The 1,826-nt window shown below is 46.3% G+C and carries 1 protein-coding gene; it reads right to left on the bottom strand.

The genetic code is table 11. The features are described from left to right. Positions 1–166: 166 nt before the first annotated feature. The gene (locus BZG79_RS15135) at positions 167–1,774 is read right to left on the bottom strand and encodes a peptide ABC transporter substrate-binding protein (protein WP_077460880.1); all 1,608 of its coding nucleotides are present in this window, start codon (positions 1,772–1,774) and stop codon (positions 167–169) included. Between the last annotated feature and the right edge of the window lie 52 nt (positions 1,775–1,826).

The following is a 1,826-nucleotide window of genomic DNA, read 5'->3' on the forward strand; positions in this document are numbered from 1 at the left end:
GTTGGTAGAACGGCGGACTGTTAATCCGTATGTCACTGGTTCGAGTCCAGTTGGGGGAGCCAACCTTGAAGAAAGCGCTAGTCGAAAGACTGGCGTTTTTTTTTTGGCTTTTGTCACGTATTGTCAAACGCCACGCTAGGTAGCGTGGCGTTTGCACTTTCTGCCATTAATTTTGCGTTATGTATAGATTACGGGTGTACCGCAATTTATTCGGGTTCTCAACGTTATAACCGCCTACTTTAGGGCTTTTAATCACACTACGTGTGTAGAAGTACAGCGGAATGGCTGGCATGTCGCGAGCAAAAATACGCTCGGCTTCTTGATAGTAATCGTTGCGTTTTTCCGGGTCGACGACCGTCAAAGCCTGATCCAGCGCGTGATCATAATCTTTATTCCCCCAACTGGTTTCATTCATGCCATCACTACTGAAGTAACTCAGGAATGTAGAAGCTTCATTGTAATCGCCAACCCACGCATAACGTGCAACATCAAAGTCTTTTTGCAGAAGCTTTTGCAAAAAGGTTTTCCACTCTTGATTGGCCAAGTTGACATTGACAGGAAGGTGACGCTTCCACATAGACGTCACGGCTAACGCCAGTTTTTTGTGTGACTCCATGGTGTTGTAAACCAGTTCAAACTCCAGTGGATTGTCTTGCGTAAACCCGGCTTCCGCCAATAAGGATTTGGCTTTTTGATAGCGCGCATCCTGACTCATTTCCGCCCATTCAAGCTTGGGTGCCTCAAAGTGGTTAATCGCTGGTGGGGTAGCGCCATACGCAGGAATTTGGCCTTGGCCGAGAATAATATCGGTGATGATGTTTCTATCAATGGCATAAGATAAGGCTTTGCGCACTCTGACATCGTCAAAAGGGGCCTTTTCGGTATTAAATAAGTAATAATAGGTTGCCAAAGACGGCATGGTGATCAATTCATTAGGGCGTTCTTTTTTGATTTGATCATACGCTTCCAAAGGGAAGCTCGAGGTGATATCGATCTCGCCGGTACGATAACGGTTATATTCAGCATTGACATTACTTGATGCAACATACGAAGTCTTATTAATCACTGTTTCTTTGTCGTTCCAATAAAGCGGATTTCGCTCAAGATCAATGCGCTCATTAATGACCCAGTTAGTGAGATTGTAGGCACCCGAGTTCACCATATTGTTGGGGCGAGTCCAGCTGTCACCAAACGCTTCAAGCGCATGCTGTGGTACTGGATACGTTGATGAGTGAGTCAGCATATTGGGGAAGTAAGGCGTACGACGTTCCAGGGTAAACTCAACCGTGTGATCGTCAATGGCTTTAACCCCGAGTTGCTCTGCTGGCTTTTCGCCGTCAGTGATCGCTTTTGCGTTCTGAATATTGGCGGTCCCTAAATACCAAGCGTAAGGCGCACCTGTAACAGGATCGACGACGCGTCGTAAGGTAAAGATAACGTCGTCGGCCGTTATAGGCTCACCGTCTGACCATTTCGCATCACGTAGATGAAACGTATATTTAAGTCCATCGTCACTGATTTCCCAGTCTTTCGCCAGGCCGGGCACAACCTCGCCTTCTGGATTACGAATCATTAACCCTTCAAATAAATCGGAGATAATTTTATTGCTGGCGGTATCGCTGGATTTGGTCGGGTCTAGTGTTGGTACTTCACCGGCGACGCCCCAAATGAGGGTCTGTTCATTAGCGAGGGTGACATTCTCTGGCACTTGGGCGGCAAACGCTGAACTGCATAATGTTAACGCCATGGCACTGGCGAGTATCTTGATTTTCATAAGCCTTCCTTGGTTGAGTGTTTTGTTAATAAATCTTAACAATCAATAGATT

The organism is Salinivibrio sp. MA427, assembly GCF_001996115.1.
In the GTDB taxonomy this organism is placed as follows: domain Bacteria; phylum Pseudomonadota; class Gammaproteobacteria; order Enterobacterales; family Vibrionaceae; genus Salinivibrio; species Salinivibrio costicola.

Bases quoted from the DNA above. Each gene is read 5' to 3' on its own strand.
- BZG79_RS15135 (WP_077460880.1), bottom strand. From the start codon at position 1,774: ATGAAAATCAAGATACTCGCCAGTGCCATGGCGTTAACATTATGCAGT.